At 74.3% G+C, this 21,492-nt stretch carries 20 protein-coding genes; 8 read left to right on the top strand and 12 right to left on the bottom strand.

The window, feature by feature from the left end; translation table 11 throughout:
• Positions 1–346 precede the first annotated feature (346 nt).
• Complete coding sequence (locus tag IE109_RS20315; protein ID WP_189552344.1) at positions 347–880, top strand: DUF6328 family protein; 534 nt, start codon at positions 347–349, stop codon at positions 878–880.
• 83 nt (positions 881–963) lie between these two features.
• Here the strand turns inward: IE109_RS20315 and IE109_RS20310 are convergent, their stop codons facing one another.
• Positions 964–2,520, bottom strand: a complete 1,557-nt coding sequence (locus IE109_RS20310; RefSeq protein WP_189552343.1) for an ATP-dependent DNA ligase — start codon at positions 2,518–2,520, stop codon at positions 964–966.
• A 504-nt stretch (positions 2,521–3,024) separates the two neighbouring features.
• Here IE109_RS20310 and IE109_RS20305 point away from each other — a divergent pair.
• On the top strand, positions 3,025–4,086 hold the full coding sequence (locus IE109_RS20305; RefSeq protein ID WP_373297742.1) for a phosphatidylinositol-specific phospholipase C domain-containing protein: 1,062 nt from the start codon (positions 3,025–3,027) through the stop codon (positions 4,084–4,086).
• Positions 4,087–4,100: 14 nt separating this feature from the next.
• Here the strand turns inward: IE109_RS20305 and IE109_RS20300 are convergent, their stop codons facing one another.
• The 3 genes from IE109_RS20300 to IE109_RS20290 form a co-directional block, all read right to left on the bottom strand.
• Complete coding sequence (locus IE109_RS20300; protein WP_189552341.1) at positions 4,101–4,994, bottom strand: DUF6397 family protein; 894 nt, start codon at positions 4,992–4,994, stop codon at positions 4,101–4,103.
• Positions 4,995–5,123: 129 nt separating this feature from the next.
• Positions 5,124–5,537: a roadblock/LC7 domain-containing protein gene (locus IE109_RS20295; RefSeq protein ID WP_189552340.1), complete on the bottom strand. Its 414-nt coding sequence runs from the start codon at positions 5,535–5,537 to the stop codon at positions 5,124–5,126.
• Positions 5,538–5,664: 127 nt separating this feature from the next.
• Positions 5,665–6,255 (bottom strand): GTP-binding protein, encoded by a 591-nt coding sequence (locus IE109_RS20290; protein WP_189552339.1) that lies wholly within the window; start codon positions 6,253–6,255, stop codon positions 5,665–5,667.
• Between the two features lie 390 nt (positions 6,256–6,645).
• Here IE109_RS20290 and IE109_RS20285 point away from each other — a divergent pair, with 390 nt between their 5' ends.
• Positions 6,646–7,335 carry a dienelactone hydrolase family protein gene (locus IE109_RS20285; RefSeq protein WP_189552338.1) on the top strand — a complete coding sequence of 230 codons (690 nt, stop codon included), beginning with the start codon at positions 6,646–6,648 and terminating at the stop codon, positions 7,333–7,335.
• A gap of 17 nt (positions 7,336–7,352) precedes the next feature.
• Here the strand turns inward: IE109_RS20285 and IE109_RS20280 are convergent, their stop codons facing one another.
• The 4 genes from IE109_RS20280 to IE109_RS20265 all read right to left on the bottom strand — a co-directional run bounded on the left by IE109_RS20280 (position 7,353) and on the right by IE109_RS20265 (position 11,836).
• Positions 7,353–7,760 (bottom strand): DUF742 domain-containing protein, encoded by a 408-nt coding sequence (locus IE109_RS20280; RefSeq protein WP_189552337.1) that lies wholly within the window; start codon positions 7,758–7,760, stop codon positions 7,353–7,355.
• 13 nt (positions 7,761–7,773) lie between these two features.
• Complete coding sequence (locus tag IE109_RS20275) at positions 7,774–8,211, bottom strand: roadblock/LC7 domain-containing protein (RefSeq protein ID WP_189552336.1); 438 nt, start codon at positions 8,209–8,211, stop codon at positions 7,774–7,776.
• Complete coding sequence (locus IE109_RS20270; protein WP_189552335.1) at positions 8,208–10,874, bottom strand: sensor histidine kinase; 2,667 nt, start codon at positions 10,872–10,874, stop codon at positions 8,208–8,210. Before IE109_RS20270 ends, IE109_RS20275 begins: the two co-directional genes overlap by 4 nt.
• A 158-nt stretch (positions 10,875–11,032) precedes the next feature.
• Positions 11,033–11,836 carry an MHYT domain-containing protein gene (locus IE109_RS20265; protein ID WP_189552334.1) on the bottom strand — a complete coding sequence of 268 codons (804 nt, stop codon included), beginning with the start codon at positions 11,834–11,836 and terminating at the stop codon, positions 11,033–11,035.
• Between the two features lie 146 nt (positions 11,837–11,982).
• Between IE109_RS20265 and IE109_RS20260 the strand changes: the two genes are divergently transcribed.
• From IE109_RS20260 to IE109_RS20250, 3 genes are all read left to right on the top strand, one after another.
• Positions 11,983–12,582, top strand: a complete 600-nt coding sequence (locus tag IE109_RS20260; protein WP_189552333.1) for a class I SAM-dependent methyltransferase — start codon at positions 11,983–11,985, stop codon at positions 12,580–12,582.
• 225 nt (positions 12,583–12,807) lie between these two features.
• On the top strand, positions 12,808–13,149 hold the full coding sequence (locus tag IE109_RS20255) for a hypothetical protein (protein ID WP_229891301.1): 342 nt from the start codon (positions 12,808–12,810) through the stop codon (positions 13,147–13,149).
• A 341-nt stretch (positions 13,150–13,490) separates the two neighbouring features.
• The gene (locus IE109_RS20250; protein ID WP_189552331.1) at positions 13,491–14,363 is read left to right on the top strand and encodes a hypothetical protein; all 873 of its coding nucleotides are present in this window, start codon (positions 13,491–13,493) and stop codon (positions 14,361–14,363) included.
• 45 nt (positions 14,364–14,408) lie between these two features.
• Here the strand turns inward: IE109_RS20250 and IE109_RS20245 are convergent, their stop codons facing one another.
• From IE109_RS20245 to IE109_RS20230, 4 genes are all read right to left on the bottom strand, one after another.
• Positions 14,409–14,603, bottom strand: coding sequence for a hypothetical protein (locus IE109_RS20245; RefSeq protein WP_189552330.1), 195 nt, complete (start codon positions 14,601–14,603; stop codon positions 14,409–14,411).
• Positions 14,604–14,653: 50 nt separating this feature from the next.
• Complete coding sequence (locus tag IE109_RS20240) at positions 14,654–15,196, bottom strand: MOSC domain-containing protein (RefSeq protein ID WP_189552329.1); 543 nt, start codon at positions 15,194–15,196, stop codon at positions 14,654–14,656.
• 151 nt (positions 15,197–15,347) lie between these two features.
• Positions 15,348–15,530, bottom strand: coding sequence for a tail-anchor membrane protein (locus tag IE109_RS20235; RefSeq protein WP_189552328.1), 183 nt, complete (start codon positions 15,528–15,530; stop codon positions 15,348–15,350).
• 84 nt (positions 15,531–15,614) lie between these two features.
• Positions 15,615–16,727, bottom strand: a complete 1,113-nt coding sequence (locus tag IE109_RS20230) for a fatty acid desaturase family protein (protein WP_189552327.1) — start codon at positions 16,725–16,727, stop codon at positions 15,615–15,617.
• A gap of 258 nt (positions 16,728–16,985) precedes the next feature.
• Between IE109_RS20230 and IE109_RS20225 the strand changes: the two genes are divergently transcribed.
• A complete protein-coding gene (locus IE109_RS20225; protein ID WP_229891299.1) occupies positions 16,986–20,159 on the top strand; it encodes an SCO1167/SCO6262 family helicase in 3,174 nt (1,057 codons plus the stop codon).
• Complete coding sequence (locus IE109_RS20220) at positions 20,156–21,466, top strand: SWF or SNF family helicase (protein ID WP_189552326.1); 1,311 nt, start codon at positions 20,156–20,158, stop codon at positions 21,464–21,466. The genes IE109_RS20225 and IE109_RS20220 overlap by 4 nt, the downstream gene beginning before the upstream one ends.
• Positions 21,467–21,492: the final 26 nt, after the last annotated feature.

Below are 21,492 nucleotides of genomic sequence, written 5' to 3'. Positions count from 1 at the left end.
TTGCTCCGCGTCGGCGTGCCGAGGACGCCGAAGATCGCCATGGCCCCCGGCGCCCCGAACGCGGACGGCCGGCCCCAGACCGTACGAGACGCGCGGCACGCTCGTGACTCTGCTCCCTTCGCGACCGCCCGGGCGGGACGAGGACGACGGGCGGGGCGCCGCCGGGATGTTCCGCCGCCCGCCGGAGGACACCGGTCCTACCAGCATGAGCGCTGCCCCGCCCCCGGTCACGTTGCGCGCGCCCGACACCCGCCGAGTTCCTTCGGGTGCCGTACGGCGAGGGCCCGGTGCTTGATCCGGTCTTCCCGGGTTAGAAGACCAGTGCGAAACGGACCGGGAGGACACCATGCCTGAGCATGACGAGCGAGGTACGTCCGGAGAGGACGGGGGGACGGCGGGCGCGGCGCCGCGGGGGCGCAACGAGACGCCGGACGAACGGGCGGACCGGCGCTGGGCCGAGTTGATCCAGGAGATCCGCGTCGCCCAGACGGGCGTGCAGATCCTCTTCGGATTCCTGCTCACGGTGGTGTTCACCCCGAAGTTCGCCGACCTGTCGAGCACCGACAAGACCATCTACATCACCACGGTGGCGCTGGGTGCCTCGGCGACCGGGGCACTGATAGGCCCCGTGGCGTTCCACCGCATCGTGTCGGGACGGCGCATCAAGCCGCAGGCCGTCGTGTGGGCGTCGCGACTGACGTTCACCGGGCTGATACTGCTGCTGGCGACGCTGATATCGGCGCTGTTCCTGGTGTTGCGGGTGGCGACGCACGACGCGTTCGTCCCCTGGCTGGTCACGGGAGTGGTGACCTGGTACGTGATCTGCTGGTTCGTCCTGCCGCTGTGGGCCCGGTACCGCTACACCACCCAGGACGACTGAGCACCCGGCACGCCGGCATCCCTCGGGCACGCCCGCCGCACGACGGCGGGCGTGCCCGAGCGCCGTCGGACGCGCGTCGGCGGTCAGGCCGCGTCGGACGGCGGAGCGGTGCCACGCGTCAGGACGTGCTCGATCGGGTCGGCCTCAGCCGCCGGCTTGTCGGGACGGTGCCGGAGCACGCGGGCGAACCGGAGCGCCACCCCGGCCGGGTAGCGCGGGGAGCGCTGCAGACCGTCGTAGGCGATCTCGACGACCAGCTCGGGCCGGACGCGGACGGTGAAACCGTCGTCCTCGACCGCCAACTCCCGCAGCCGCTCCGTCTGCCAACGGAGCATCACATCCGTCAGGCCCTTGAACGTCTTGCCGAGCATCACGAAGGAGCCGTCGGCGGCGCGGGCGCCCAGATGGAGGTTGGAGAGCAGCCCGGTGCGGCGGCCGTGGCCCCACTCGGCGGCCAGGACGACCAGGTCGAGGGTGTGCACGGGTTTGACCTTCAGCCACGAACGACCGCGGCGCCCCGCGCTGTAGGGGGCGTCGATCGCCTTCACCATCACGCCCTCGTGCCCCCGCCGCAGCGTGTCGGCGAAGAACGCCTCCGCCGCACTCGTCTGCTCCGGGTCCCCGGGATCCTCGACGACGGTGCGCCGCACCCGCATCGGGGCCGGAACGAGCCGGGCCAGCACCTGGTGCCGCTCGTCGCCGGGCAGGTCGACGAGGACGGCCCCGTCGGCGGCCAGGACGTCGAAGAAGACCGGCGACACCGGCAGGGCGGCGGCCGCGGTCGCCACGTCCACACGTGAGCCGACGCGGGACGCGATGTCCTGGAACGGCACCGGGCGGCCGGCGGCGTCCAGCGCGATCACCTCGCCGTCCAGGACGAACCGGTCCCCCGGCAGCCCGCGGGCGGCGGCCGTGACCTCCGGGAGCCGGTCGGTGATGTCGTCGAGCGACCGGGTGTAGAGGCGGACGTCGTCGCCCGAGCGGTGCACCTGGACGCGGATCCCGTCGAGCTTCTCCTCCACGACGCAGCGCCCGAGGGTGGCGACCGCCTCGGTCACGCTCTTGGCCGTGTGCGCGAGCATCGGATGGACGGGGCTGCCCACCCGTAGCTGGAAACGCTCCAGCACCGCAGGCCCCTCGGCGAGCAGCGCCTGCGCGACCCGCGGCAGGGAGCCTTCGAGCATCACGGCCCGCCTCACGTCGGCGGCGGGCGCCGCTGCCGCCTTGGCGACGCCCTCGAGGGCGATCGCGTCGAGCGCCCCCTGCCGGACCTCGCCCGTCAGGAGCCGCAACAGGAACTGCTGCTCGGCCTCGGTCGCGGCGCCCATCAGTTCCCGCACCAGCCGCTGCCGCTCCGCCTGGGCCCCGGCGCCGGCGACCCCGGCGAGCGCGGTCAGGGCCGCGTCGGTGTCGGCGACGGTGAGCGTGGGGTCGGCTGCGGGCGGGACAGGCACCTTGAGGGTGCTCCAGCCGACGCCGATCCGGCCCTGAGGCAGCCGTCCCGCGAGGTAGGCGATGACCAGCGGGGCCTCTTGGGGCGTGGTCGCGGAGAACAGATCGGCCAGTGCGGCGATCTTGGCGGAGCGCGCGGAGGTGGTGGCGACCTGGTGGGAGACGTCGGCGAGTCGGGCCAGCAGCATGCGGCCATGGTGCACGCCCCGGGACCCTGGCGCACGCGGGCGGACCACCCGAACCCCTGGCAAGCCCTGGCAGAGCACCGGTCCCAGCGAGGGAGGAGGGCGGCGTGCCACGGGCCGGCGGGGGGAAGCGCGGTCGGGTCGGCGGGCGCCGTGGAGGTGGACGGCGGGGCGGACGTCCCCCGTCGGAGGCGCCGCGGAAGGGGTACCCCCCTCCCCTCCCCCGCCCCTCCCCCCGTTCTCGTGGCTACGGGCCCGGCCCCGGCTCGGGTCGCCCGGGTCGCCCGGGTCGCCCGGGTCCATGGCCGAACGCCTCGACGGCCGCTCCGGCGGCCGGGCGCGGCACGCCGGCCGGCGTGCCGGCAACGCCGTCGGCCGGTGTTCCCGCCCGTTCAGCCCGTCCTGCCCGTTCGCACGACCGCAGCCGCCAGGTCTCCCCTCGTTCAGACAACTCCCCTACGCTTCGCACGACTTGATGCACGCCGATCCGGAGCAGGGGGCTCAATGATGAAGGTGTCGCGTACCGCGTTGACAGCCGCGTCCGTCGTATTGGCCGGAGTTCTCTCACTCGGCGCCGCGCCGGGCCAGGACCGCTCCACCACCTCCGGGTCCGCCGAGCAGGAACAACTGACCTACGCGAACTCCACCGGGGTGGGCGTCCACAACGCCTATGAGAAGGCCAAGTACCCCTACTTCGCCGACGCGCTGGACTCCGGGGCGGGCATGCTGGAGATCGACGTGTGGACGAACGCGTTCGGCAGATCGTGGCGCGTTTCCCACAACAACCCCCTCGGCAACGACAACAACTGCGTGAACGCCGCGCACGCCGGTGAGTTGCGCGCCAAGTCGAGGAACCAGGACCTCGGCGGCTGCCTCGCGGACATCCGGGCGTGGCACGACGCCCATCCGGGACACCGGCCCATTCTGCTGAAGCTCGAGTTGAAGGACGGTTTCCAGGCGAACAGCGGCCGGGGCCCGGCGGCGCTGGACGCACTGCTCAACGCCCGGCTGGGCGACGCGCTGTTCCGGCCGGCGGATCTGGCCGGCGGTCACCCCGATCTCGACACCGCCGCACGGATCGACGGATGGCCCGCCCGCTCGGCGATGGCGGGGAAGTTCGTGGTCGAACTGATTCCGGGCACTGTCGAGGAGGACAACCCCCTCGACACCCTGTGGACCGATCGTGAGTACGCCACACATCTGCGGACCCTGGCGGCCGGCGGGCGGCTGCGGGAGGCCGCCGCGTTCCCCGCCGTGCACCGGGCGGCGGCGGGCGATCCCCGCACCCGGTACGCGGACACCGGCATCCGGCCCTGGTTCGTCGTGTTCGACGGCGACGCTTCCGCCTATGCGGGTGGCTCCATCGACACCGCGTGGTACGACAGCCGCCACTACCTCGTGGTGATGACGGACGCGCACAGCGTGGCGCCCGCCATCGACGGCACCGAACCGACGGAGGCGCAGGCCCGGGACCGGGTCGCTCTGCTGGCGGGGCGGCATGCCAGCGTCGTGTCGGCCGACTGGTACCCGCTTCCCGGGGTGCTCTCGACGGTCCTGCCGCGCGGCTGACGCCCGGCGCGCCCCTATGTCGCCCATGCCCGGGCCGCAGGAGCCCGCGGCGTCCTGCGCCTGCCCGGCCGAAGGCGGTTCAGCAGACCGGTGCGGCCGGACCGGCGCAGGGCGGGCGTCGTTCGGTGTCCGCCGGCGTCCGGCCGGGGGGCGGGCCGGAGCGCCCGGGCCTCCTCCAGTGCGTGTGCGAGGCTCATGCGGTGCCAGAGGATCTCGTCCGGGTCGTCGGCCACTTGGAGCCGGTCGATGATGTCCCGGGCGGCCAGGGACTCGGGCCGGGCGTTCCCCAAGGTGGGGCGGAGCAGGTCGAGGTGGGCCCGCTCGTACGGATCCGCGGCCACCTCGGCGATCTCGTCGGGTGGCAGGAGCGAGGCGATGGCCGCCGCGGCCGCCCAGGGGTCGTCGGCGCGGCGGAGCAGGAGTCCCAGTCGTCGTGCCCGCCAGTTGCGCGCCCGGACGTCCTCCCCCGCGTCGAGCCTGGCTCGCACCGGGGCGGGGAGTCTGCCGGTGAGCAGCTCGGGGTGGTGTCCGGCGAACTCCCTCACCTCTGCGGCGATGTAGAGCCAGACGACCGCCCGGTAGCGGTTGAGGTAGAAGGCGACCGGGCTGAGGTGTCCGGTTTTGACGAGTCTGGTGAAGCGGTCGCCGGTGATCGAGGCGAGCTCGGCCGCCCCTCTCGTGCCGACCGTGCGGACGCGGTCGCGCAGAGCGGCCGGGAAGTCCGGTGCGGCGCGCAGCCGCTCGATCTCGGCCGCGGCCACGCGGGGCCGCCCGCCGTCGGTGCCGGGCACGGTCCGTACGTGACCCAGGTGGACGGCGAGGTCGAACTCGTTTTTCCGCAGCTCCAGTCGGTGTGCCGCGCGTCCGTAGCTGACGGTGTGTTCGGTGACTGCTTCCTTGACCGGCATGGTGGCTCCCCCGTGAGGCTCGATCACGCTGTGTCACGAAGGTAGCGTGTTCGGGGCGGGTCGCGTCCGGCCTGTGGATAACCTTGGCCGGACGCGAGTCGGAGGTAAGTCGTCGCAGGTCGGCGTAGGTCAGCGGTCGGTGAGTGCTGCGCCGCCGGGCTGTCGGGCGCCGACGGCGAGGTGCTCGCCGACGCGGTTGACGAGGAGCGTCATCTCGTAGGCGACCAGGCCGACATCGGCCTCGGCGGTGCTGAGGACACACAGGCAGCTGCCCTCGCCCGCCGCGGTGACGAAGAGCATCGCCTCGTCGAACTCCACCATCGTCTGGCGGGCCCGGCCCACCCCGAAGTGCCGTCCGGAGCCTCGTGCGAGGCTGTGCAGCCCGGAGGAGACGGCGGCGAGGTGCTCCGCGTCCTCGCGGGCGAGTCCGGTGCTCGCGCCGGTCACCAGGCCGTCGTTGGACAGCACCAGTGCGTGGCTTATGTGCTCGACCCGTTTCGTCAGGTCGTCCAGGAGCCAGTCGAGTCCTTTGTCCAGAGCCATGTGGTCCTCCCCGTTCCGCACGTTCCCCGCTGTCACGTAAGCCTTGCGTACGGACGTGGGCAGGGCAAGCACTCCTGCTGGTCGTGCGGGGGCGGGACGGGCTCCGGTCGGGGCGCGGGGCCGGGGTCTAGGGGACCGGGTCGAGCAGCCGGGCGGTGTGCACGCGTCCCGCGTGCTCGACGAGTCGTACCAGCACCTCCTTGCCGGAGTCTCGGTCGCGAGCGTCGCACAGGACGACCGGTGTGCCGTGGTCGAGGTCGAGTGCGCGCGACACGTCGTGCGCGCCGTAGGCGCGGGCTCCGGGGAAGCAGTTCACGGCGACGACGAACGGGATACGGCGGTGCTCGAAGTAGTCGACCGCGGGGAAGCACGCGTCGAGACGGCGCGTGTCGGCGAGGACGACGGCTCCGAGTGCCCCCTGGGACAACTCGTCCCACAGGAACCAGAAGCGGTCCTGGCCGGGTGTGCCGAAGAGGTAGAGCGACAGCCCGGAACGTATCGTGATCCGCCCGAAGTCCACGGCGACGGTGGTAGTGGTCTTCCGGTCCACTCCCCCGGTGTCGTCGACCAGTTGTCCGGCCTGACTCAGCTGTTCCTCGGTGCGCAGCGGCCGGATCTCGCTGACCGCTCCCACGAGGGTGGTCTTGCCCACCCCGAAGCCGCCGGCAACCAGGATCTTGAGGGCGAGGGCGGTGGTGTCGGACCGCTCGGAGGCCATCGATCGCTCCTCTCAGGAGTGGGCTCGGGGCCGGCGGACCGGACGCCGGTGCGGGCACCGCCGGGCGGGTCGGTACGGGGCGCCGGGGTGAGGTCAGCAGTATGGCAAGCAGGGTGCTCCGTCCGGGTGATGTGATCGCTTTTCGAGCGATGTGACCGTTCCCGTCGTACGGAAGTTCATATGGCGGCGCGATTCGACCCGCACGGCCCTGCGGGGCGGCGCGGCCCCGGACGCCGGCGGGGGTGCGCCAACGGGTACCGCCTTGATGGTGGGGTACTCGGTGGCCGCCGCGCGGCGAACCTCGTGGCGACCGGCGAACCTCGTGGACGGTCGGCTTCGCGGGCGGTCGGCTTCGTGGCGTGCGGCGGACGGGCTCCGGAGGTGGGATCGATGGCGACGGCATCACACGCGGTTTCCGTACCGGCCGGTGCGGTCACCCTGGCCGGGGACCTGGATCTGCCCCGCCGCACCCGGGGAGTGGTGGCCTTCGCCCACGGCAGCGGCAGCTCGCGGCACAGTCCCCGCAACCGGGCGGTGGCCGGGGTTCTGCGCGAGGCGGGCCTGGGCACCCTGCTCATGGACCTCCTCACCGCCGAGGAGGAGCGCGCGGACCTGGGCACCGCCCAGTTGCGGTTCGACATTCCCCTGCTCGGACGGCGGGTGACGGCGGCGGTGGACTGGCTGGGCGGCCGGTCCGACACCGGCGGTCTCCCGGTGGGACTGTTCGGCGCCAGTACGGGGGCGGCGGCCGCGCTGGCGGCGGCCGCCGAGAGGTCGGAGCGGGTGCGGGCCGTGGTGTCGCGCGGCGGTCGCCCGGACCTGGCGGGCCCGGCGCTCGCCGGCGTGCGCGCCCCGGTGCTGCTGGTCGTCGGGGGTAACGACCTGGAGGTGCTGCGGCTGAACGAGGCCGCGGCGCGGCAGCTGGTCGCTCCGTGCACGGTTCGCGTGATTCCCGGGGCCACCCACCTCTTCGAGGAGCCGGGGACGCTGGAGCAGGCCGCGGAGGCCGCTCGGGACTGGTTCCTGCGGATGGTGGCCGAGTCCGGGCAGGGGGGCACGGAGCCGCGGGAAGGGCCGTGAGGCCGGTCCCGCCGTGCTCAGAGGGCTCTCAGGCCGTCGATCACCTCGCGCAGGATGCGCTCGTCGGGCAGTTGCGCGGGCGGTACGGGGCCGCTGACCCGTACGTGTCCGGCTTCGAGGAGGTCGCCGAGGAGGACCCGTACGACTCCCACGGGCAGGTCGGCGTCGGCGGCCAGTTCGGCCACGGACTGGGTCTCGGACCGGCACAAGGACAGCAGGGCGCGGTGTTCGGGTCCGAGGAGGGCCTCCTCGGCGGTGCCGGGCGCGTCGTCGACGACGACGAGAGCGATCAGGTCGAAGCGCACGTTGCTCGGGCCCGGCTTGGTGCGGCCGCCGGTCATCGCGTACGGGCGTACGAGGGGCCCGGCGTCGGCGTCGTACCAGTGGGCGCCGGTGTGCGGCGCTCTGCCGCTGTCCTCGGTCATGGAGCGTCTCCGGTCAGCCTGCGGCGGGCGGGGTGGCGGTGGTGCGGGGCGGGGTGTGCAGGTGCTCGCCCACGCGTGTGACGAGGCGGGCCATCTCGTACCCGATCAGGCCGATGTCGGCGGTCGCCGCGCTCAGCACGGCCAGGCACGAGCCGTCCCCGGCGGCGGCGACGAACAGGAAGGCGTCGTCCATCTCGACCATCGTCTGGCGTACCCCGCCGGCCCGGAAGTGACGGCCCGCTCCCTTGGCGAGGCTGTGGAAACCGGAGGCGACGGCCGCGAGGTGCTCGGCGTCCTCGCGCGTGAGGGCGCTGGATGCGCCCACGGCGAGCCCGTCGCCGGACAGGACGACGGCGTGGCGCACGTCGCGCACGCGTGCGACCAGGTCGTCCAGGAGCCAGTCCGGTTCACCGGACGGGTGGTGGGGGGCGATCCTCTCGTGCTCGATCATCCTTCGTCTCCTTCGCTGCCGCGGGCGTGGGTGCGGGGGGCGGGGGCCGGGGCGGAGGTGGTGGCGGGTCGGCTGGTGCCGCGGGTCCAGCCTTCGCGGTAGGCGGTCATCCGGGCCCTCACCTGTTCGGGTGTGCGTCCGGCGGGCCCGTCGGAGGTGGTGGGCGCGGCGCGGCCCGGGGGCGGGGTCGGGGCCCGATCCGGGTGGTTCGCACGCGGGGCGGGTTGCCCATCGGCGTTCCGGGGGGCGGGTGCCTCGCGCAGCTGGGGTACGAGGTGGGCCTGGCGTACGCGACGGGGAAGGCCCTGCCGGTCGTCGCCCCTGCCGTCGCCGGGCGGGTGGCCCGGCACGCCGGGGGGTGACGGCGCGGGCGTGGGGCGGGGCGGCGGACGCAGCGTGGTGACGGCGGGGGGCGGGGGTCCTCCGGGGCGGGTGGGGAACGGCGCGGGGGTGGGAGCTGCGGGGGCGAGTGGGGGTGGGGCGGGAAGCCGGGGGGTGGCGCCGGGGGCGGGTGCGTGGGTGGCTGACTGCGCAGGTGCGGGGGTGGCGGGCGGGGTCTCGGCGCGGCCGGCCGGGGGGACGCTCTCCAGGAGGGCGGTGGGCAGCAGGACGACGGCTGTGGTGCCTCCGTACGGGGAGGGGCGCAGGTGGACCTTGATGTCGTGGCGTGCGGAGAGCCTGCTGACGACGAACAGGCCGAGGCGGTCGCTGTCGAGGAGGTCCAGCGCCTCGGACTGCTCGATGCGGCCGTTGGCCCGTTCGAGTGCCTCCTTGCCCATGCCGAGGCCGCGGTCCTCGATCTCCAGGGCGTAGCCGTTGCCGACCGGTTCGCCGGTGACGCGGACCTTGGTGTGCGGCGGGGAGAACTCGGCGGCGTTCTCGACGAGTTCGGCGAGAAGGTGGGTGAGGTCGGCGACGGCGGTGCCGGTGACCGCCGTCTCGGGCAGGTGCCGCAGCTCCACACGCGCGTAGTCCTCGATTTCGGAGACCGCGGCCCTCACGACGTCGATGAGGGGGACCGGTGTCCGCCACGCCCTGCCGGGTGCCGCGCCCGAGAGGATGATGAGGCTTTCGGCGTGCCTCCGCATCCGGGTGGTCAGGTGGTCGAGCCGGAACAGGTCGCCGAGTTCGGCGGGGTCGTCCACGCGGCGTTCCATGCGGTCCAGCAGGTGCAGCTGCCGGTGGACGAGGACCTGGCTCCGGCGGGCGAGGTTGACGAACACTCCGGAGATGCCCCGGCTGAGTTCGGCCCGTTCGGCGGCGGCGCCGAGTGCCGCCCGGTGCAGGGTACCGAGTGCTTCTGCCACGTGGCCGATCTCGTCCTGGGCCGGCCGGCCCGGTGGAGCTTCGGCGTCGATGTCGATCTCCTCACCGGCGCGCAGCCTCCGCATGGCATGCGGGAGTTCGTGTCGGGCGATCCCCAGGGCGCTGTTGCGGAGGGTGACGAGCTCGACGACCAGGGCGCGGCCGGTGCGTACGGAGATGACGAGGGAGGCGGCGACCGCGGCGAGGCCGAGCAGGACCGCCGCCCCGGCGGGGGTCAGAACGCCTCCCGCCGCGGACCCGGCGCCGTCGGCGGCGGCCCGGCGGGCGCCGGCCTCCAGGGCGGTCAGTGCGTCGCGTACGGCGGCGTGGTCCCGGTCCCAGGTCGCGGCGGGGACCGCGGTGGCGGCCCCGCGCCCCGCCGGAGCGGTGGCGATCCGGTCCTCGGCGGCCATGAGCCGCCGGTGGGCGTCGTGTGCGGAGAGACTGCCCCAGGAGTCGCGCGCGGGCCCGGGGAGGTCGGTGGCGGCGGACCGGAGGAGGGTCCGGCGGGTCTCGACGGCACCGGTGAACAGCCGCAGCCGCCGGGGCGTGAACGTTCCGGTCGAGCGGGCGGAGGTGACCAGGGCGTCCTCGCGGGCGAGCATCTCGCCGGCGCGGGACATCTCGAGGAGCACGCGCGCGTGGGAGCCGTCGTGGGCGTCCTGGACAGCGGTGAGGGAGCCGCCGACGTCGAACCCGGCCATGATGGTGTCGGTGTACCGCGTGTAGACGGTGTCCCACTGTGCCGCGTGGCCGGGAGCGGGCGTACGGAGGCCGGTCAGCCGCTGAGCGTGGTCGGTGAACCGCCGTATTCGGCCGGACAGTTCCTTCGGCAGGTCGCCGCCGTCCGCGACGGTCCGCCGGCCGTCCGGCAGCAGCCGCGCGACGACCGCATCCGTGTGCCGGGCCCGCTGCCGGAGTTCGGCCACGGCGGCGGTGGCGGTGGCGGACGTACCGGTACTGGTACTGGTACCGGTAGTGGTACCGGTACCGGTACCGGTACCGGTCGCCTTCTCCTTGTCGAGTGCGGCGATCCAGCGGGCCGCGGCGGCGCGTTCGGCCTGGAGCGCGGTGACGGCGGCGGCGACGGGTTCACGGATGCGCTCGTCCAGCCGGCGCAGTTCGCGCAGCCGGGCCACGTCCTGGGCGGTGGTGACGGTGGCGAAACCCCACAGGGCGAGGAGGGAGACGACGGGCACCATCAGCAGCGCGATGATCCGGGCGCGGACGGTTCTCGGGCGCAGGCGCCCTCGTTGGCGACCTGTGGTGCGGGCGTGCGGGGGCGGCACCGGTGGTCCGGCGTGGGCGCGCCGGCCCGGACGGGATCCGGGGCCGTGGGGCGTACGGGGGGTTGGCATGGCCTCCTCGTTCGTGCTGCGGGGCTGGGGCCGGTGGCCGGCTGGTGGCTGCCGGAGGTGTGGGGGGTCGCCGCGGGCGGGCCACGGGGCGGTGCCGGTGCGTGCCACGGGGCGGTGCCGGTGCGTGCCACGGGGCGGTGCCGGTGCGTGCCACTCGCCTACAGGGGTCCACCGAGGGATGGGGTCCGGGGAGTGGTGGCCGGTTCGGGGAGCCGTCCGGCGGAGGCGTACGCGGCCCGCTCCTGGGCGGTCGGGGAGAGGGAGACGAACGCGGAGGTGACGAAGAGGTAGGAGCCGAGGCCGACGGCGAGCGGGAAGACGAACTGCATCGCCGTGGCGCCGGGCGGCTCGCCCGTGGCCGGGACGACGTCGACGCTGACGGCGAACATGCCGGTGTAGTGCATGCTGCTGACGGCGGCCCCCATGAGCGGGGAAGCGGCGGTCACCGCGAGGGGCGAGGTGATGTGGAGGGCCGCCCACAAGGCGGCGGTGGCGGCCAGGACCGCGATGGCCACGGACAGCGCGACCAGCAGCGGGTCGTAGCGCACCGATCCGTTCAGGCGCAGGGCGGCCATGCCCAGGTAGTGCATGCCGGCGACGCCGAGGCCGGTGGTGAGCCCGCCGAGCAGGAGGCCGCGTACGCGGTCGTGGGCGTATCCGACGGCGAACACCCCGCCGCCGACCACGAGCATGGCGACGACCAGGCTGAACACGGTCAGCGGTACGTCGTAGCGGATGTCGGTGCCGGTGACGCCGAAGCCGAGCATCGCGACGAAGTGCATCGTCCAGATCCCGGTGCCGATGGCGGACGCGGCGGTGAGCAGCCAGTTGCGGCGCGACGCCCCGGTCGCTTCGAGCGCCCGTACGGTGCAGCGCAGGCCGAGGGCGGCTCCGACGCAGGCCATCGCGTACGACAGCGCGGGGGTCAGCCAGCCGAAGGTGGCGTGGTCCAGGTGTCCCATGGCCCAGGGACGCTAGACCTGTGGGGCGCGCCCGAGGGGCGCGTTTCGGAAGCCGACGGAATATGACAGAGATGGGCGCTTGAACGATCGTGGCACGCTCGAACGAGTGCCCGTACTGCCGTGACGGTGTGGGGGATCATGTCTCCATGGCCGATGACCACACGCACGTCCAGGAGTTCTTCGCCGCCCGCGCGGCGGCCTGGGACTCGCGGTTCCCCGACGACGGACCGAGGTTCGCCGCCGCCGTCGCCGACGCGGGACTGGGTCCCGGTGACGCCGTGCTCGACGCGGGGTGCGGTACGGGCCGCGCGCTGCCGCACCTGCGCGAGGCCGTGGGGCCCGGGGGCACCGTGATCGGACTGGACCTGACACCGGCCATGCTCGCCGTCGCGGCACGGGCTGGGCGGGCGGACAGCGGGACGCTGCTGCTCGGCGACGTGGCGAGGTTGCCGTTCCGCGACGGGGCACTGGACGCCGTCTTCGGCTCGGGGCTCGTCTCGCATCTGGCCCGGCCGGCCGACGACCTGCGGGAGTTGGCGCGGGTCGTGCGGCCCGGTGGCCGGCTGGCGCTGTTCCACCCGGTCGGCCGCGCGGCGCTGGCCGCCCGGCACGGACGGCGGCTCGCCCCGGACGACCTGCGGGCCGAGCCGAACCTGCGGCCGCTGCTGGCCTCGGCGGGCTGGCACATGATCTCGTACGTGGACGAGGACGACCGGTTCCTCGCCCTCGCCGTACGCGGGGGTTGACGGGCGCCCGCCGCCGTCCGGCCGGCGCGGAGCGCGGTCGGCCGCGGGGCGGGGACGAAGACGGCGGGAGCACGGGGAAAGGGGACGGCGGGAGCGGGGAGGAGCGAAAAGGGAGGGCCGGTCATCGGCCGTCCTCTTCTGCGGGCGCCGGCCGGACTTTACGTTGGAGGTCCAGCGTCGCAGGACCGGTGGCGAGTGCCGCCGCGCAGCGGGAAGGTGGACCCGGTGTTCAACGGACTCCGCACGTTCTTCAACTTCTGCAGGTCGTCCTTCGGAGCGTTCGCCGGCCCCTCCCCGGTTCCCGGCTCCGAGCAGGGGGGCGGAGGGCGTCCGGGGCGCTCCGGTCCCCGTCAGCACAACATATTCGAGGCCGCCGCGACCTATGTGGCCGCGTGCGCCGACGACGATCAGGACGCGATCGACGAGGCGGCGGGATGGGTGTCGCCGGAGGCCCTGTCCTTCGGGGTGAGCGAACTGGCGTGCCGGGCGGTGATCGCACTCGCCCGCGAGCGCGACGAGGCCCCGCGGACCGTGGCCCGCAGCCTCATGGGTCTGCCGGCCGCCTGAGTCCGCGCTCGGCGGGGACCGTCCGGCGGCTGTCCGGGGCCGAGGGCGGGCGGGGCGAGGGCGCGATACGGCGTGAGGTCCGCGTGAGTCGGCGTGAGGTCCGGCGTGAGTCGGCAGGTCCGCGTGAGGTCCGGCGTGAGTCGGCGTGAGTCGGCAGGTCCGCGTGAGGTCCGGCGTGAGTCGGCGCCGGGTCCGGTGCCGGCCGTCGTGTGGCCGGGGGGTGCGGCTCGTCCGCGTGTGTCCGCGTGCCGGAGTGGTGAGGTGTCCGGGCGGCCGGACTCTCGACGTGCGGGTTACTCGCTGGTTAAGGTGCGCCGACGAACGTTGGGAGGGAGGCGGCCATGAACGGGACGGAACCCGTGGACGCGGGTGTCGGGGACGACGACGCGCTGTACGTGCTGACCGCCGTACTGCTGACGCCCGCGCAGTTCCCCAGCCTGCTCGGCGACGACTACCCGGAGGCGTGTGCGGCTCTGGGGCTGGAGCCGTACGCCGAGGGGTACGGGCTGGTGTTCGGCCAGGACGGCGAGGGGGCCCGCTGGACGGTCGTCGTCGACGACGTGTCGCTGGTCGCCGTGGCGATCGCCTCGTGGGACTGCGGCATGGAGTACGACCTGTCGCCCGACGAGCGCAGTGTGGTCGCCGCCCTGCCGGGCTGGCCCGTCGCCCTGGCGGTGGCCGCGCCGCACGTGCCCGCACCGCACGACCCGGAGACCGGGCAGGGTGAGTCCCCGCCACTGACGCCGCCCGATCCCGGCCAGTGGGGGCCGGCGCAGCGCCGGATGGGCGCGGACGAGGTGGCCCTCCAGTGGGCCGCCTGGCGTGAGCAGCTCGGCGCGGACGCCTTCGTGCCGGCCGATGCCGTTGACGACGCGTCGGTGTCCCCGGCCGCGCCCGGCGGGCACGAGCCGGGGGCGGCCGGGGACACCGGGCCGGCGGACGACTCGCACGGTCCGCTGCGGCGGGTGCTGGCGGCGTTGCACCGCTACCTGGAAGAGCCGCCACCGCCCGGGCGTGTCAGGTCGGGTTTCGCTCCCGGCGGGGCGCGCACACTGCGGGCGGACGGACCGGGCTGGTCGGTCGTCGCCCGAACGGACGACATCGCCTTCGTGCTGCTGGACGAGATGCCCCGCGAGGTCCTGCCGATCGGTCGCGGACCGAACCTGCCGTCCCTGCTCGCCGCCCTCGACGCGATGGCCGTGCGCCCGGCCTGAGCCGGCCGGACGGCGGGTCTTCCGGCAGTCCGGGCGTCGGTGCGCTCAGCCGGTGGGTTCCTCGGGGGCGCCGTCCACGGGTGTGTCCTCCGCCGGGGTCTCCTCGTCCTCGCCGTCCGCCGCGCGGGACAGATCGGGGTCCCAGTGGTCGGCGGCGTCGCCCGCCTGCTCGTCGGGCATGTCCCTGGGTACGCCTGGTCCGTCCTCGCCCGCGCTTTCGAGCCGCTTGTCGTCGTCCATGGTGTCTCCCTCCGGTGGTCCGGCCGGGCGGGTACCCCGGTAGGCGCTGCTCAGACCCTTTCGAGGGGGCGGTGTGGCGGTTCCGGGAGCCGGACCGTGACCGTGTCGCCCGGCCGGACGGCTCCACCGGTCGTCACGACGGCCATGATGCCCGCCTTGCGGACGACGGAGCCCGTGCCGTCCCGTCCGACGACCTGCTTGAGCAGTCCTTCCTGGAAGGCGTCGATCTGGAGGCAGGGATTGCGGAGGCCGGTGACTTCGACGACCGCCTCGGTGCCTATGCACAGCAGCGTGCCGACGGGCAGGCCCAGCAGGTCGAGGCCCCGCGTGGTGATGTTCTCGCCGAGGTCGCCCGGCCTGACGGTGAAGCCCTTCCCGGCCACCTCCTCGAACAGCTCCTCATGGATGAGGTGCACCTGCCGGAGGTTGGGGCGCGTCGGGTCCTGCGCCATCCGGGAGCGGTGCTTGACGGTGACGCCCGCGTGCACGTCGCCCTCCACTCCGAGCCCTGCCAGCAGGGTGATCTCCGGCCGGTTCGGCTTGGAGAACGTGTACGAGCCGTTGCTGCTGACCGCTGTGACCGTTCCGCCCATCGAGAGCCCCCTCCATCGCGCCGTCGGTACCGGTGCGTGTCACACCCACACCATGATCACCCGCCGTGGACCGCCCGGGACGCCGGACTCCGGCTGCCCGGCCGGCGCTCGTCCGGGTCTCGTGCCGGTGCTCCGCGCCCGGCGGTGCTCGTCAGCGGCCGAGCTCCTTGCGGCTGACGCGCCGCAGACGTCGTCGCTGGCCGGGGTCCAGAGCCAGGTAGGCGACGGCGGGAACGCCGATCAGCACCAGCAGGGACATCCAGAACCCGATGAGGGGCCACAGGAGGAGGCCCACGGCCACTCCCGCGATGACGATCTTCGTTCGTGTCGACATGTTCGACGCCTCCTCCGCGGCCGGCGACGGCCGCTCACTGGTCGGTGAACGCACAGCGGGGTCCGCCGGTTCCGCGGTCGCCGCTCAGGCCGTACGGAGCGGCCGGCCGACATCATGGAGGTGCCCCAGCGCCTGGCGGTACGAGTCGACCACCCCGGTCTCCGTGTACGGGATGCCCAGGGTGCGGCAGTGGGCACGCACGGCGGGCTGAGCCAGCCGCAGGTGGGGGCGGGGCATGCTGGGGAAGAGGTGGTGCTCGACCTGGTAGTTCAGGCCGCCCAGCAGCCAGTCGGTGAGCGTCGCGCCGCGGATGTTGCGGGAGGTGAGAACCTGCCGGCGCAGGTGGCCCCAGGGCTCGCCGCCCGGGTCCGGCACCTCCATGCCCTTGTGGTTGGGCGCGAAGGCCATGCCCAGGTGGAGACCGAGAAGCATCTGGTGGACGAGCGCGAAGACCACGGCCCGGCCCACCGGCATGGTGCTCAGCAGAAGGGCGGCGTACCCGGCGACGTGGGCCAACAGCAGTCCGCCCTCGATCCGGCGCTCACGCGGTGTCTGGCGCGGCCCGTCCTTGGAGAACAGCGCCTGGAAGCCGTAGACCTTGAGGGCGAGCCCTTCCAGCGTGGTCAGCGGGAAGAACAACCACGCCTGGTGACGGGCCACCCAGCCGCGCAGACCGGTGCGCCCCACCGCTTGGTGCCGGCTGAAGACGAGGACGTCCGGAGCGACGTCCGGGTCCTTGTCCTCGTGATTCGGGTTCGCGTGGTGCCGGTTGTGCTTGTCGTTCCACCACTCCTGGCTCATGCCGAGCAGCAGATTCGCGTGCAGCAGCTGGACGAGGCGGTTTCTGCCCCGGTCCGCGCTTATCTGCGAGTGCCCGGCGTCGTGGCCGAAGAAGGCGGCCCTGGCGGAGAGCACCGCCAGGGGCAGCGCGAGCGACAGCGACCACCACGAGTGCCCGAACAGCACCAGGCCGGCGCCGACCGCCGTCAGGGCGAGCAGGTTCAGGACGATGCCGGTCGCGTACCAGCCGGTGCGCCGCTCCAGCAGCCCCTGCTCCTTGATCGTCCGGAGAAGGGGCGCGAACTCGCTGCGGGAACCGCGCCCGCCGGCTGCCGCATCGCCGCGGACGGCCGCGCCGGCGGCGCTTCCCGGAGCTCCCGGGCGGGGGATCGTGAGGGCAGGTGTGGCCTGTGGCATGGCTGCTCCGGTCTGATGAGGTCTCGTGCGCGGACCCGCGCCGACCTGATGAACGTACGGATGAGCAGAGGCCCAGAGCCATGGCACCACCACCCGGATGTGGGGTGGGGCTTCCCAGGGTACTGGGGTGGTGCTGCCTGCACCCTGAAGGCGAAGTGGCCTATGTCACCGGGAAACGGCTCTCGCCGGACCGTGGGCATCGAGTACCCTCGGCGCTTCGACTCCCCGCTAGTCAAATTTGAGGAATACATCAGCGCTGTGCACCAGCTTCCCGAAGCAACGCCCGCCCCGGCTCCCGACGTGCCCCGACTCGCCCGCTGCTCCCCCCTCTTCCTGCCCGCCGATCCGCCCCGCTCCGGGCGCGTCGCGTTCCTGCTGCCCGACGGTACGGAACCGCCGCCGGCAGACGGCCGGGATCACCGCTCCCCCCGGCCGGGCGGCCCGGCCGGCTCCGCCGTCCCCGGCACGCCCGAGGACTCCCAGGGCTCTCAGGACTCCCAGGGCACCCGGGACTTCGGGGGCTTCGGGGGCGGCTCGGTGGTGGAGTTGTCCGTGGTCACCGCCGACGCGCGTCCCATCACCGTGCGCGCGCCGGTGTTGCCGGTCGCTGAGGCGCTGCCCCTGCTCACCCGGGCGGGACGTGCCCACGAGGCCTCCCCCGCCACCGCGTTCTGGGGCGCCGCCGCCCTCCTCGCCCTCCGACTGGCGGCGCGGGGACTGTTGCTGCCCGGCCTCAGCGGTGGCGACCACGACGCATGGCGGGCCGGGCCCCTGACCGCCGAGGACCTGGACCGGGTGCGCACGCTCGCCGCCTCGATGCCACCGACCGCCCACGCGGTACCGGTCGGTACCGCGGAGGACGGGATGGTCCTCCTGGCCGACCCGGAGCGGCTGTTGCGCTCCTTCCTGGACGCGGTGGCCGACGCGCTGCCCCGCACACCCGCGGCGCCGCTGGCGGCGGGAGGCCCGGCGTACGCCGCACTCGCGCCGCAGCACGTGCCGGAGCAGCGCGCCTGGGCGGCGGACGTGGCGGCGGGTCACGACGCGGGCGTACGACTGTCGTTGCGCGTGGAGGCACGGGGCATGGACACGTCCCGGGGCCCGACCTTCCGCGCCGTCCTCCAGATGCACAGCGTCGGCGACCCCACCCTGGTGGCCGACGCCGCTTCGGTGTGGTCGGGTTCGGCGGGCGACGTTTTCGGGCCCGGGGCGCGCCTGGACGCTCTTCTCGCGCTGCGTCGCGCCGCGCGCGCGTGGCCGCCCCTCGCGCCGCTGCTGTCCGCCTCCGTACCGGACGCCCTCGACCTGGCCGACGAGGAGGTCGCCGAGCTGCTGGGCGAGGCGGCCCGGGCGCTCGCCGCCACCGGCGTACAGGTCCACTGGCCCCGGGAGTTGGCCCGCTCGCTGACCGCGCGGGCCGTCATCGGACCACCGGACGACAACGACCGGGACGGACGGGAGGAATGGGGCGGCCGGGAAGGACGGGACGACCGGGACGGACGGTCCGGTGGAAGCGGTCGGCAGGGCCGGGACGGTGCGGGCGGATCGGGGCTGCCGTCGTTCCTGTCCGCCGACGCCCTCCTCGCCTTCGACTGGCGCTTCGCGCTGGGCGGCCAGGAGCTGACCCGCGCCGAGCTCGACCGGCTCGCCGAGGCCGGACGCCCCGTCGTGCGGCTGCGCGACCAGTGGGTGCTGGTCGCCCCGGAGGAGGTCCGCCGTGCGCGGGACCGCCGGAACCGCAAGCTCACACCGATCGACGCGCTCGGCGCCGTACTGACCGGCACCACCGAGGTGGACGGCGACCAGGTCGCCGTACACCCCTCCGGATGGCTTCAGGCCCTGCGTGACCGGATCGCCGACCCCGAGGGCGGGCAGCCGGGCGCGGGCGGGACGGAGATCGGTCAGCCCGCGGCGCTCGCCGCCACCCTGCGGGACTACCAGGTGCGCGGGTTGAACTGGCTGCACCGGATGACCTCGCTCGGGCTCGGCGCCTGTCTCGCGGACGACATGGGGCTCGGCAAGACGATCACGCTCATCTCCCTGCACCTGCACCGGCAGACCGACGCGGACGCGGCCGGCCCCACCCTGGTCGTGTGCCCGACGTCCCTCATGGGCAACTGGCAGCGCGAGGTGGAGCGGTTCGCGCCCGGCACCCCCGTGCGCCGCTTCCACGGCTCGGGCAGGGACCTGGAGGGCCTCCGCGACGGCGAGTTCGTCCTGACCACGTACGGCACGATGCGGCTCGACGCCCCCCGTCTCGCGCGCGTGCCCTGGGGCCTGGTGGTCGCCGACGAGGCGCAGCACGTCAAGAACCCGTACTCGGCGACCGCCCGGCAGCTGCGCACGATCGGCGCCAAGGCGCGGGTGGCGCTGACCGGGACCCCGGTGGAGAACAACCTCTCCGAACTCTGGGCCGTTCTCGACTGGACGACCCCCGGGCTGCTGGGGCGTCTGGGAACCTTCCGCAGCCGGTACGCCCGGGCCGTCGAGCAGGGCGCCGACCCGGTGGCCGCACGGCGACTGGCGGCGCTGGTACGGCCCTTCCTGCTGCGCCGCCGGAAGTCCGACCCGGGCGTCGCCCCGGAGCTGCCGCCGAAGACCGAGACCGACCTCTCGGTGTCGCTGACCTCGGAACAGGCGGCCCTGTACGAGGCGATCGTCCGCGAGACCCTGGCGGCCGTCGCGGAGGCGGACGGGATGGAGCGCCGGGGACTCGTCATCAAGCTGCTGACCGCGCTCAAACAGGTCTGCAACCACCCGGCCCAGTACCTGAAGGAGGAGCACCCGCGGATCGCCGGCCGCTCCGGCAAGCTGGAACTGCTGGACGAGCTGCTCGACACCATCCTGGCGGAGGAGGCGAGCGTGCTGGTCTTCACGCAGTACGTGGGGATGGCCCGGCTGCTGGAGCAGCACCTGGCGGCGCGGGGGGTGCCCACCCAATTCCTGCACGGCGGGACTCCGGTGGCCCAGCGGGAGGCGATGGTGAACCGGTTCCAGGCCGGTGAGGTGCCCGTCTTCCTGCTGTCGCTGAAGGCGGCGGGGACGGGGCTCAACCTGACCCGCGCGGCGCACGTCGTGCACTACGACCGCTGGTGGAACCCGGCCGTCGAGGCGCAGGCCACGGATCGTGCGTACCGCATCGGGCAGACCCAGCCCGTCCAGGTGCACCGGCTGATCGCCGAGGGGACGGTGGAGGACCGCATCGCGGACATGCTCGCGCGCAAGAAGGAGCTGGCCGACGCCGTGCTCGGCTCCGGCGGGGACGGTGACCTCACCGAGCTGACCGAACTGACCGACGGCGAGCTGGCGGAGCTCGTACGGCTTCGCGGCTCGGGACACACCCACGACGCGCAGGACGCGCGGCACACGCCGGACGCACCCAGGGCACCGCACGCACAGGACGCACGGAACGGGCGAAGGGGTACACGATGAGTCGTGAAGCCGGAGACGAGGAGCGTACGTTCACGGCGCTGCCTCCCGCGCACGGCAGGGGATTCGCCGAGACCTGGTGGGGCCGGGCGTGGCTGAAGGCCCTTGAGGACACCGCGCTCGACGGACAGCAGTTGAAGCGGGGCCGCAGGCAGGCACGGGACGGGGCGGTCGGCGCGGTGTCGGTGCGGCCCGGGCGGATCACCGCGGTCGTGCGGGACCGGGACGGGACCGCGCAGCGCGGCGACGTGCTGCTGCAGGAGCTGACCGAGGAGGAGTGGGACCGCTTCCTGGACATGGCGGTGGACCGGGCGGGCCATATCGCCGCCCTCCTGGACCGGGACGTGCCGCCGCACCTGGTGGAGGACGCCGCCGCGGCGGGCGTCGAACTGCTGCCGGGCATCGGCGATTTGGAGCCCGAGTGCGCCTGCGGGGCGTGGGACCACTGTCCGCACACGGCGGCCCTCTGCTACCAGGTGGCACGGCTGCTGGACCAGGACCCCTTCGTGCTCTTCCTGATGCGGGGCCGGGGGGAACGGCGACTGCTCGACGAGTTGCAGGCCCGCAGTACGGCGCGGGCGGGGAGCGCCGACCGGGACGCGCGGGAGACGGTGGCCGACGCGTGCGGGCCGGAGGACGCACAGGAGGACGTGCGGGCGGACGAGGCGTTCGCCGCGCGCGGCATCCTGCCGCCGCTGCCGGCGCCGCCCGTGCTGCCGCCGTCGCCCGGTGAGCCGCCTTCGCTGGACACGGAGACCCGCCCGGCGCCGGGCGTCGACCCGGCGGCGCTGGAGACGCTGGCGGCGGACGCGGCCGCGCGGGCGTACCGGATGCTGGCGGACGCGCTCGCGCCCGGGCACGAGGACCGGCCGGTGGAGGCGCCGCTGACGGTGGAGCAGGACGCGGTACGGCTGGCGGCGTCCGGGACGTGGACGCCGGCCGCGCTGGGCCGACTCGCCGCCGGGGCCGGGCGTCGGCCCGCCGATCTGGACGTGGCCACGCGCGCGTGGCGGCTGGGCGGCGCGGAGGCACTGGCCGTGCTGGACGGCGACGTGACGCCCGGCGCGGCGGAGCGGACGCGGGCGGAGGCGGTGCTCGCGGCCGCCTGGGAGGACGACGAGCGGCCCGCGCTGCGGGCGGACGGCCCCGGCCGGTGGACGGTGACCGGGGCGGACGTACAGCTCCGCCTGGACCGGGACGGCCGATGGTGGCCGTACCGCGAGGAGTCCGGCCGCTGGACGCCCGCGGGGCCGGCCGACCCCGACCCGGCCGCCGCCCTGGCGGGCGCCCTGGCGGCGGACGACGTCTGACGCGCCGGCGGCGGGCGGCCCACCGG

This window comes from Streptomyces lavendofoliae (assembly GCF_014649735.1).
In the GTDB taxonomy this organism is placed as follows: domain Bacteria; phylum Actinomycetota; class Actinomycetes; order Streptomycetales; family Streptomycetaceae; genus Streptomyces; species Streptomyces lavendofoliae.
This window is presented reverse-complemented; position numbering and strand designations above follow the sequence as displayed.

Excerpts from the sequence above, each read along its gene's own strand:
- IE109_RS20315 (WP_189552344.1), top strand. The coding sequence starts at position 347 with ATGCCTGAGCATGACGAGCGAGGTACGTCCGGAGAGGACGGGGGGACG.
- IE109_RS20310 (WP_189552343.1), bottom strand. The coding sequence starts at position 2,520 with ATGCTGCTGGCCCGACTCGCCGACGTCTCCCACCAGGTCGCCACCACC.
- IE109_RS20305 (WP_373297742.1), top strand. The coding sequence starts at position 3,025 with ATGAAGGTGTCGCGTACCGCGTTGACAGCCGCGTCCGTCGTATTGGCC.
- IE109_RS20300 (WP_189552341.1), bottom strand. The coding sequence starts at position 4,994 with ATGCCGGTCAAGGAAGCAGTCACCGAACACACCGTCAGCTACGGACGC.
- IE109_RS20295 (WP_189552340.1), bottom strand. The coding sequence starts at position 5,537 with ATGGCTCTGGACAAAGGACTCGACTGGCTCCTGGACGACCTGACGAAA.
- IE109_RS20290 (WP_189552339.1), bottom strand. The coding sequence starts at position 6,255 with ATGGCCTCCGAGCGGTCCGACACCACCGCCCTCGCCCTCAAGATCCTG.
- IE109_RS20285 (WP_189552338.1), top strand. The coding sequence starts at position 6,646 with ATGGCGACGGCATCACACGCGGTTTCCGTACCGGCCGGTGCGGTCACC.
- IE109_RS20280 (WP_189552337.1), bottom strand. The coding sequence starts at position 7,760 with ATGACCGAGGACAGCGGCAGAGCGCCGCACACCGGCGCCCACTGGTAC.
- IE109_RS20275 (WP_189552336.1), bottom strand. The coding sequence starts at position 8,211 with ATGATCGAGCACGAGAGGATCGCCCCCCACCACCCGTCCGGTGAACCG.
- IE109_RS20270 (WP_189552335.1), bottom strand. The coding sequence starts at position 10,874 with ATGCCAACCCCCCGTACGCCCCACGGCCCCGGATCCCGTCCGGGCCGG.
- IE109_RS20265 (WP_189552334.1), bottom strand. The coding sequence starts at position 11,836 with ATGGGACACCTGGACCACGCCACCTTCGGCTGGCTGACCCCCGCGCTG.
- IE109_RS20260 (WP_189552333.1), top strand. The coding sequence starts at position 11,983 with ATGGCCGATGACCACACGCACGTCCAGGAGTTCTTCGCCGCCCGCGCG.
- IE109_RS20250 (WP_189552331.1), top strand. The coding sequence starts at position 13,491 with ATGAACGGGACGGAACCCGTGGACGCGGGTGTCGGGGACGACGACGCG.
- IE109_RS20245 (WP_189552330.1), bottom strand. The coding sequence starts at position 14,603 with ATGGACGACGACAAGCGGCTCGAAAGCGCGGGCGAGGACGGACCAGGC.
- IE109_RS20240 (WP_189552329.1), bottom strand. The coding sequence starts at position 15,196 with ATGGGCGGAACGGTCACAGCGGTCAGCAGCAACGGCTCGTACACGTTC.
- IE109_RS20235 (WP_189552328.1), bottom strand. The coding sequence starts at position 15,530 with ATGTCGACACGAACGAAGATCGTCATCGCGGGAGTGGCCGTGGGCCTC.
- IE109_RS20230 (WP_189552327.1), bottom strand. The coding sequence starts at position 16,727 with ATGCCACAGGCCACACCTGCCCTCACGATCCCCCGCCCGGGAGCTCCG.
- IE109_RS20220 (WP_189552326.1), top strand. The coding sequence starts at position 20,156 with ATGAGTCGTGAAGCCGGAGACGAGGAGCGTACGTTCACGGCGCTGCCT.